The sequence below is a fragment of the Hymenobacter amundsenii genome, from assembly GCF_002204745.1.
Classification (GTDB): domain Bacteria; phylum Bacteroidota; class Bacteroidia; order Cytophagales; family Hymenobacteraceae; genus Hymenobacter; species Hymenobacter amundsenii.
This window is the reverse complement of the sequence record NZ_NIRR01000066.1, coordinates 1-8,779: the sequence shown is the minus strand read 5'-3', so window position 1 is coordinate 8,779 and position 8,779 is coordinate 1. Positions and strand designations below refer to the sequence as shown.

Here is an 8,779-nt window from a genome sequence, read left to right as displayed (position 1 = left end):
GGCTGCACTCCAGCATCGACTATCAGACCCCCTATTACGCTCACCAACAGCTTCTTCCACTTAACGCCCTAAACTGTCCAGCGTAACTAGACCACCTCAGCATACCCTCTAAATTGCTCGGAATCGCCCTTTTCTATCCTGTTTTCGGACTACTCTTTCTGATATGGGGCTTAGCGTATAAAGCCGCCTTTTTAGAACAAGAACCCCTTATACAACGGCGCATCTGGATCAAGAATGTTTGTTCATGAAATTGTCGGGCGCCTTACTGGAATATTTGCCTCGTAAAAGTGGTTGATTTACGACGTGGTGTTCTGCAAACTACAGTCCCAACGCCTGTGCGGCATTATAGGAAACCACATTGTTAAGCTGGGTGTAGCGCTCAATCATCGCATCCGTTTTCTGCTTGGTCTGGTTCTTAATGGCCTTGTGGGACTGCCCGTTGAGCACGGCCACCGTCACAAAGGACACGCGCAGTGAGTGCGCAGAATAGCTCGGGCCGAGGCGCTTTTGCACCAGCTTGTTGATGGAAATGTCTGATAGCCGCTTGTCTGATGGTACGGCCATCTGCCTCGGGGCCGCCCGCGGAATCTTGACGAACAGCGGCCCCGTAGTCCGGCCCAGCAGATTAAGCCAGGTCCGTAGGCAGCGTACCGGGCAGAAGTCCATCGTAGGGGCGTAGAAAATCGCTTTGTCCTCTACGGCCCCGTACTGGTTCGTCTTGCTTTTGGCCAGGTGCACCAGCAGCGCCCGCTCCGTGAATTCGAGTTGCTCGATGTTGAGCTCCACCAGTTCTGAACGCCGGAAAGCCCCCGCGAAGCCGAGCAGCAGCAGCGCCCGGTCGCGCAGGCCCGCCGATGTTTCCAGATCGATGCGGCGGATGGCCTGCTTCAGCTCCTCCACGGTAAAGGCCTGCGCCTGGTCCTGGCGCTTGCCCAGGGTGCGGGCAATGCCTTCCATCACCACGTTGAGTGCATCGAGCGTGGCCGGTAGCCGGTGGCCGGCGAGCTGGTGGGCTTTGCGGATGGCGGCCAGGTGCCGCTTGATGGTGGCCAGTGAATGGGGCCGGGTGAGGGGCTGCTGGCCCTTGCGCTTCTTCTTTTCCCCACCGCCCCCGTCGCCGGGTTGCGGGGTTGGCTTCTCCGTCGCCAAGTACGCCACGTACTCGGTCAGCGTTTCCACGTCGGCTGGCAGCGCCCGCAGTCCGTGTCGCTCGCAGAAGCCGACATAGCTTTTTAGATCCGAGGTGTAGGCGCGCTCCGTGTTAGCCGCGCCTTGCAGGCCGACTTCCAAGAAGCCGGTGACTTTGGCCGAGGCCCGGGCCAGCTGGGTGCTGACCGTGGGGGGAACAGGGGACGCCGGAACAATGGAAAGGTCTTCGCGCATGGAGTACGTGCAGGGAGCCGTGGGGGCTACTGAATTTAGAAGTTCAATTCGTCCGTTGGTGCACACCTTATATATAGGGTGTCGAAACTAGGGTCAAACGAACACTCTTTTCGCGGGTAAATATAAGTTATGATAAGTGAGCGTTATCATAAGTTATATTGGAAGAGTCAGGTGTCGATAAGGAAGTTTATGATACTGCTAAAAGTGACGTTTATTGAGCTAGGAGACGCGGTTAAGCGATTCAGGACTTGCATTGATTCTATTCGCGCGGACGATATGAGGATAATGACTGACACCCGATAGCCAACTTAGCGGGGGGCTACAGATGCGGTTGCAACATCACTGATAACAGCACTGACCGGCCCATTCCCGAACTTTCCCGAAACTAGAATGCTCAACCTATAGACTTAGCGCCCATAGACTACTAGCCAATACACCTGTGTCCGGGTAGCCGGCGGATGCCTAGGAACTTTTAAGCCATCTTTACAGTACAGAAATTACTGTAACACCTTGCTTCTCAACAAATGAAACTGCGTGACCGATATCCCCAGTTGCAAAATCCCGCCGTGGTGAAAGCCATGGTGGTGCGTTCTGTGTATGCCTCGATGGCCCTGGAGAATCAACTCGTGTCAGTCGAGCGGATAGAGGCGCTCTATGAGCAAACAACCCTTTCCACTTCTACAGCGGCCGGAGCTGCTCGTGAATAAGCGCCTGCAGCGGCGCTAGATGATAGTCGTCTGCTTGCCGGATAGCCTGCAGGTATTGGGTGCGCCCCTCGCCTTGTTCTCGTCGGTAGAGAATGACTTCTTGAAAGCCGTAGCCATAGGCCAGCAGATTGGTGAAGAGGCGGGCCGTACGGCCATTGCCATTAACAAACGGGTGAATTGCGACCAGCCGGTGGTGGGCGTAGGCTAATACAGCCGCCACCCGCTCCGCGGTTGGTTCTGCCGGCAGCAACGCGTGCCGATGTCGCAATTCGTCGATGAATTCGTAGAGTAGCAACGGGACCTGGTTGGCAGGCGGTGGTAGGTAGGCCCCGACATTGGGTACTTGCTTTCGCCACTGGCCGGCCCAGTCGTAGAGGTGCTGAAAGGCCCGCCGGTGTAAGTCTTGCAGCAAGCTGACCGACAGCTCCACCGGATACTCTATTTCCTCCAGCAGATAGCGCTCTACCTGCGCGACGCCCAATGCCTCCTGCTCGTTGAGCTCATCTTTGCTGGTCAACCCGAGTAAATTGTCTTCCGGTGCGTCGGTGTAGTGTCCCATCAGCCAAAGTTACGGGCTCTGCCTTGAGAGATCTCTTGCGAGCATTTGTTGAATGGCTATGGGAAAGTATCCCTCCCCTTTTGATGCTGTAGCCTGGCTCGATAACCTGCGGGAGCGAGCGCCTTAGCTCCTGCCTGCCGCTCCATAATTTGGGTTATGCAGTCTCGGTGGAGTCGGCGTGACGATTCAGCAACCTACACACCGCGGTGGCATCGAAGTTTTTACCCCGGCGCGTACGGTAGTCTCCGCTAGTCAGTTCCTGGGCAATCTGCTGAAGGGTATGGCCTTGTTGACGCAAGAGGACGGCCAAACGCGTTGCTTGGCGATTCTCTTTATTCTCTCGGGCATTCTGCTGACGTACTACCTGGCCCTGCTGGATAGACTTGGTGGTCAGATTAGCGGGCATTCCTAGTGCGACCCCTCTTGCCTTTAAAACAGCCAGTGCCTCTTTCGTGCGTTTGCTAATCAGTTCACGCTCGTGCTGAGCGATGACGGCAAACAAGCCTACGGTGAGCGTATTTGCTTCAGGCATCTCGCAGCAGATGAAGTCGACGCCCGAGTCGCGTAGGGCGAAGATGAAGCCGGCGTTACGGGAGAGCCGATCAAGCTTGGCGATGGGCAGCGTGGCCCCGACCCGACGGGCCTCCGCCATGGCGGCCGCGAGCTGAGGCCTATGATTGCGCTTGCTGCTCTCCACCTCAATAAACTCTGGCCCCAGCCTCCCCTCCCCCACTGCCCCGGTAAAGGATTGCCATGTGGCCTAGTAGGTATCGGTTAGTACGCATTACGCGAAATTTATCAAAGGCTCCGATAATGTTTACTTATCGGAGTCTTTGCGCTTATCTTCGCAAAAAGGCCAAAGCGGCGCTTATCCAGATGCTTTTTAGTATACCTAACGCCCATGGAAGACCTCACTACTGTTAACTCCACTGAAGTTGGCCGGGCCCGCTCGCTCGACGACTATGCGGCCGAGGCCAGTGCTTATGTGGCGGCAGGTTTGCAGGGAGCTGCTAACACCCAGCGCGCCTACGCCGGCGACTGGCGGCGCTTCGTGGTCTGGTGCGCTGAGGTGGAGCGGCCGCCGCTGCCGGCCGCAGTCGAGACGCTGGCCGGCTTCGTGACGCATTTGGCCGCTGCGGGTAAAAAGCTGGCCACTATCCAGCGCCACTGCGCTGCCATCGCCAAGGCACACCAGCTGCAGGATGTACCCTCCCCCACTGACGAGAAGAAATTCAAGGTGCTGCTCAAGGGAATCAGCCGTACCAAAGGCAAGCGCCAGCAACAGGCTCCGGCCTTTACGCTGGCTCATTTTAAGCGAGTCGTTCAGGGCATCGACACGAGCCGTCCTAAGGGCGTGCGCGACCGGGCGCTGCTATTGCTGGGGCTGGCCGGGGCCTTCCGACGCGAGGAGTTGGTCGGTCTGGATATAGCTCACCTACATTTTGACGAGGACGGGCTGGTGGTGGATCTGCAGCGCAGTAAGACCAATCAGCTGGGGGAGCGCGAAGAGAAAGCCATCTTCTTCGCTCCCGACCGGCGCACCTGCCCCGTGCGAGCCGTTAAGGACTGGCTGCTGCTGCTGCAGGAGCGCGGCTACACCAGCGGTCCGCTGTTCGTTTCCTTCTATAATGGGCAGCGCCCGACTACCAAGCGGCTGAGTACTGAGCGGGTTAATTTGATTGTACAGGAGTATCTGGGCCCGCAGTACACTGCTCACTCGTTGCGCGCATCCTTCGTGACCATCGCCAAGCTGAGCGGGGCTGATGACTCTAAAATCATGAACCAGACCAAGCACAAAACCACCACCATGATCCGCCGCTATACGCGCCTGGATGACATCCGCCAACATAACGCCGCTCAAGAACTAGGCCTTTAGCTAATCTTTTCAAGCAACAATTCACATGCGTAACGTGTGTTATAAACCTCATACATACATTACACTTATTAAGCTATATGTACTTAATGGATGCAATGTATGTATTAATATTATGCTCATTTTATATACATAGCACGCAATACATACACCATATGTATTGATTTCAGTATATTGATAATCAGTTACTTTATATTTAATACACTCATAACATTTAATGTATGTACTAAATGTTATAAATTCTATATGTGTTATGCTTGTTTGGTATGTATGAGCGATAATGTGTACTATTGTTTTCCATTAGCTCAGATAACGCAGATGAAGACGATATGCTTTGCCAACCATAAGGGAGGCGTGGGTAAAACAACATCCACCTTAAATGTGGGCCAGGTGTTAGCCAGCAGAGGCTCACGTGTCCTGCTGATTGACAGCGACTCTCAGACCAACCTATCCATGTCATTTGACCGCCAGGGCACAAGGCATCTGGGGGAGCTGCTGGAGAGTGATGGAAAAGTCGCCATAATGGAACTGATGGAGCCGGTAGGGGAGGGGCTGCATCTGGTTGCCGCTTCGCCGAGGCTGCAAATGGTAGAGAAGCTGATGGCCGGCAGCTCCGGGCTGGAATTCGTTTTGCGCGAGGCTCTGGAAACAGTGGAGGATCAGTTTGACTACTGTCTTATCGACACTCCTCCGTCGCTGGGTGGTATCACCTACTCGGCCTTGATTGCCGCTGATGCTGTCTTCATCCCGATGCAGCCCGAGTACTTTGGCTACAATGGGTTGACTTCCTTACTGCAGGCCTGCGTGCGGGTGCGCAAGCACTACAACCAGAAGCTTAAAGTGGGAGGAATCTTCTTCACCAAGTACTCTCCTACCTACAGAGCCGCCATGCATCATCAGTATGTCGATCTGATAAACCAGGATGAACAGTTGGCGCCTCTGGTGATGGAGGTGAGTATCCGGCAGAATACCAAGCTGGGCGAAGCGCAAGCCATGCAGGAACCCATCTTAGCCTATGCCCCTGAGAGCAATGGGGCTCTCGACTACACGGCCCTTACCGACGAAATACTAGCCAGACTATGAGTGCCTCTCAGAAACGCGACTTCACTGCTAAAACGGCTCGTCCGGTCCTCGATACCAGTTCGCTCTACGGAATGGACGAAGTTCCTCCCTTGCCAGCAACAGATGGAGCAGCCGCTGCTACAGAGCCAGTAGTGGCGCAGGGTGCTGAAGCAGCAGAGCAGGAGTGGGTACAGTTCAGCACATACCTACGCCGAAGCACCTATTTGCGGCTGAAGCAAGCCGAGTACTGGGAACCCGGGTTTGTAGCCCGCCGGCAAATAGAGCAGGCAGTCAGTGAACTGCTCGATGGGCTTGAGAATGCCAACCGCAGTCTGCCGGAAGAATTGTACCAAAAGCTGTTATTGAAGAATAAGAAGCTAAAGCGATAGCAGTAAAAAACAGTATAAAAGTCTATTTCTACGTTCCAGAGATAGACTTTTTTGTACTATTTGGCAAAGCTTGTATTCAATCAAGTTGTACTGAATAACGCCTTGCAGTTTATGGCTACTCAGCAGAGATGTACTCAACCATCACTTGCTTTTAGTCTGCGTCTTTGGTTTCACCTTTGCTTCTCGGAGACCTATCATGGTTAGGAACAGCCCGCCTGGATTGGTGGAGGCCTTCGTCTTACCGGTTTTAAGGTTGTAGCAAAACTTAAACAACTCGTCAACCATAGCCGCTTCGCTGACGATTTGCTCAACCAGCCGAGACTCCCTGATTTCCAACTCCGCCAGCCGTTGCCGGGCCGAAATCTGCCGCGCTTCATCCGCGCTTTCTTCAAAGGGAAGTGGCAGCTGCTGCGGCTGCTGCTGGCTAATAAGAAAACGGATGCTCTCAAAGGCACGCCCTTTTTTGATCAACTCATAGCTAATGTGCAGGTCCGTATGCTGGTTGATCTGCCGCACTGCTACATCCAGCACGAACTTCTGGAACATCGATACCTTGCTGTATTGCTCCGGTTCAATGCCCTTAGGATCCTTCAACGTCAGCATCACCTTCAGATCATGAATCTTAAAGATTCTGGACTCCGATTTATCCTTCCACTGGGAAGCAATCTGATAGATGCGCTTGGCGTACTTGCTACTCAAACTAAACGCAGCCTGTAGCCGAAAGCTGGTGAAATTACGCTTCAGATCAATCAGATAGGGGCGGATTTTCTCGGAGATTTCAAGCTCAATTACTCCTTCTCCCTTGATGTACTCGGCAGAGGCAAGTAATCCCACCTGGAGCAAACGCTTGTTGTCTTCAAAGACATACTCCCGGCCACGAAGCGCTGAAGTAGCTTCCAGAAACTGCTGATAGTTCCACTGCCGCCCCGTAAGGTTCTGAAGATCCTTCACCTTAACTTGGTAGTAGGTTCCTATTCGGTCCTCCTTACGCAGAAGAGAAAGCAAGTAAAATACGATGTCCATCTCACAGGCCGTCATTTCATAACGAGCTGTCGTGATAGCATTGTGCTGCCTGATCTCTAGACCCGTAAATGGAATTGACTCTTGTCCTTGCATAACTAGAAAGTAAGAATAGAACCTCAAGATAAGGAGCTTTTATGTCTTTGGAAAGACGAAAGGAAAGTATTTACCAGATTACTTTCCTTTCGCTTATAAAACCTTTCCTTTCAGCTTATAGAACCTTTCCTTTCAGCTTATAAAACCTTTCCTTTCACTTATAAAACCTTTCCTTTCACTTATAAAACCTTTCCTTAGACCCTCTGGGGGCACTGTATATCAATAAGTTATGAGCCCTACAAATAAGACAAATAACTTACAAAGCTCACAAAGTTGTGATGTTCGTTCAAGGTAAAGCTTTTAGGGTTTGTTCATACATAACCGATTTAACCTTCGGAAAGCAAAAAGCAACAAAGATCCAAGAATGCAAACACACTAAGAGATTGCATTATTTATATATATATTTTCACTATATTACTATAGAATCTCGTTGTCGGAGAATATTCAGCAACTACTCGTCTAATTATGAAACAGTTGTTCTCCAAAGGGAAGGTTTTATAAGTCATTCTGTGAGATGGCTAACGCATCGATAATTACAAACAGAAATGCTGGTAACCGAACATAAGCTGGCTGTAGACCGGCTAGCGGATATAGTTAAGGTCTCCAAAGGGAAGATTTTATAAGCGAAAGGAAAGGTTTTATAAGCCTTTGCTACGAATTTTTTATTTACTTAGAAGTGCTGCATCAAAGAAGTTAGGCAACACAATAAAGGGCTTAGAGTTGAGAGTATGTGTCTCGTCCTGTACTGCTTAGGCTTAACTAAACTAACCTGTGCCATTATTCCCTTTCGGGCCATCAAACAGTTTTGTTAGGCAGTCTAAGAAGAACACGTGGCGCCGAACCGCTACATATCGGGAGTGGCCTTCTTATAGCAGCCAGGTGATAAAATTACTCTAAGGAAAAGTCCGTATTACATCCGGCTCACTTTGAGTAACATACCCATCTGTCTAGGGTCAAAAAGCTAGGTTCAATAATTTAGAGGACCATTTGTTTTTGGGCTGTCTTTCTTAACCTTATTTTCTGGACCTCTCCACTTTGCAGGTCGCAATATATAGTAGGTCAATAAGTTACGGCTTTCTGGCCCTAGCCCGAAACAGCTTACAGTAATTTTACCCCCTCGCTGCTATAAGAAGGCCTACCTAACGGCTCGTTCTTATTTAGTTGACGCCAAGGCGCGGAATCATGTACATACATGATTCCGCGCCTTGGGCTTGGGTTAAAAGTTTGGTCTAAAAGTCGCATTTGGCGCGCAAGGGCTATACAGGTCCTTGCTGTACAGCAAAGAGTTGGGCCAGTAGCGGGGAAGCAGTCAGCGACTGGTCGGGCTGGTGAAGTACCGGCACCTGGGATTCAGAGCCGAGCAGGCCAAACCAGTTGAGTCCCCGCTCAAACGTGCGCACCCCGTAGCAGTAGGTAAGCTGTTCCAACGGCGTCCGATAGGCCGGGTCGGTGAACTCGGCCAGCACAAACGGAAACGCCCGCTGGTAGTGCGCGGCGTAAAAGGAGACGGGGTGCGGCTGCTCTCCGAAGCGGGCGAGTAAGTACACCGAATACGCCCAGCCGGTTTGCCCCACCGTCTGCGAGGGGTAGCTGTATAGTCCCAGCGTGAGGTGGGTCGGGTCATGGGTAAAGTTAACGGGGTTTTTCTGCCACTGGGCACACACAAATTCATGTGGCGTGAGGCCGCGTA

The 8,779-nt window shown here is 52.2% G+C and carries 8 protein-coding genes and 1 pseudogene; 4 read left to right on the top strand and 5 right to left on the bottom strand.

The genetic code is table 11. The features are described 5' to 3' along the window. Window positions 1–318: 318 nt before the first annotated feature. The gene (locus CDA63_RS19435; RefSeq protein ID WP_088466120.1) at window positions 319–1,383 is read right to left on the bottom strand and encodes a tyrosine-type recombinase/integrase; all 1,065 of its coding nucleotides are present in this window, start codon (window positions 1,381–1,383) and stop codon (window positions 319–321) included. 524 nt (window positions 1,384–1,907) lie between these two features. Between CDA63_RS19435 and CDA63_RS20660 the strand changes: the two genes are divergently transcribed. After that, window positions 1,908–2,090: a hypothetical protein gene (locus CDA63_RS20660; protein ID WP_126546976.1), complete on the top strand. Its 183-nt coding sequence runs from the start codon at window positions 1,908–1,910 to the stop codon at window positions 2,088–2,090. On the opposite strand, the gene CDA63_RS19430 is transcribed toward CDA63_RS20660, so the two are convergent. Both CDA63_RS19430 and CDA63_RS19425 read right to left on the bottom strand, forming a co-directional pair. Further along, the gene (locus CDA63_RS19430) at window positions 2,062–2,649 is read right to left on the bottom strand and encodes a Fic/DOC family protein (RefSeq protein WP_088466119.1); all 588 of its coding nucleotides are present in this window, start codon (window positions 2,647–2,649) and stop codon (window positions 2,062–2,064) included. The genes CDA63_RS20660 and CDA63_RS19430 overlap by 29 nt on opposite strands. Window positions 2,650–2,803: 154 nt before the next feature. Continuing rightward, window positions 2,804–3,346 carry a recombinase family protein gene (locus CDA63_RS19425; RefSeq protein WP_165768411.1) on the bottom strand — a complete coding sequence of 181 codons (543 nt, stop codon included), beginning with the start codon at window positions 3,344–3,346 and terminating at the stop codon, window positions 2,804–2,806. Between the two features lie 204 nt (window positions 3,347–3,550). On the opposite strand from CDA63_RS19425, the gene CDA63_RS19420 reads away from it, so the two are divergent. The 3 genes from CDA63_RS19420 (at window position 3,551) to CDA63_RS19410 (ending at window position 5,973) form a co-directional block, all read left to right on the top strand. Beyond that, window positions 3,551–4,525, top strand: a complete 975-nt coding sequence (locus CDA63_RS19420; RefSeq protein ID WP_088466117.1) for a site-specific integrase — start codon at window positions 3,551–3,553, stop codon at window positions 4,523–4,525. Between the two features lie 267 nt (window positions 4,526–4,792). Next, on the top strand, window positions 4,793–5,605 hold the full coding sequence (locus CDA63_RS19415; RefSeq protein ID WP_165768410.1) for a ParA family protein: 813 nt from the start codon (window positions 4,793–4,795) through the stop codon (window positions 5,603–5,605). Further along, entirely contained in the window at window positions 5,602–5,973 is a 372-nt protein-coding gene (locus CDA63_RS19410; RefSeq protein WP_088466115.1) for a hypothetical protein, read from the top strand. The genes CDA63_RS19415 and CDA63_RS19410 overlap by 4 nt, the downstream gene beginning before the upstream one ends. Before the next feature lie 141 nt (window positions 5,974–6,114). Here the strand turns inward: CDA63_RS19410 and CDA63_RS19405 are convergent, their stop codons facing one another. Beyond that, window positions 6,115–7,089 (bottom strand): replication initiation protein, encoded by a 975-nt coding sequence (locus CDA63_RS19405; protein WP_088466114.1) that lies wholly within the window; start codon window positions 7,087–7,089, stop codon window positions 6,115–6,117. Between the two features lie 1,256 nt (window positions 7,090–8,345). After that, window positions 8,346–8,779: pseudogene (locus tag CDA63_RS21015) on the bottom strand (hypothetical protein); the annotation flags it as partial.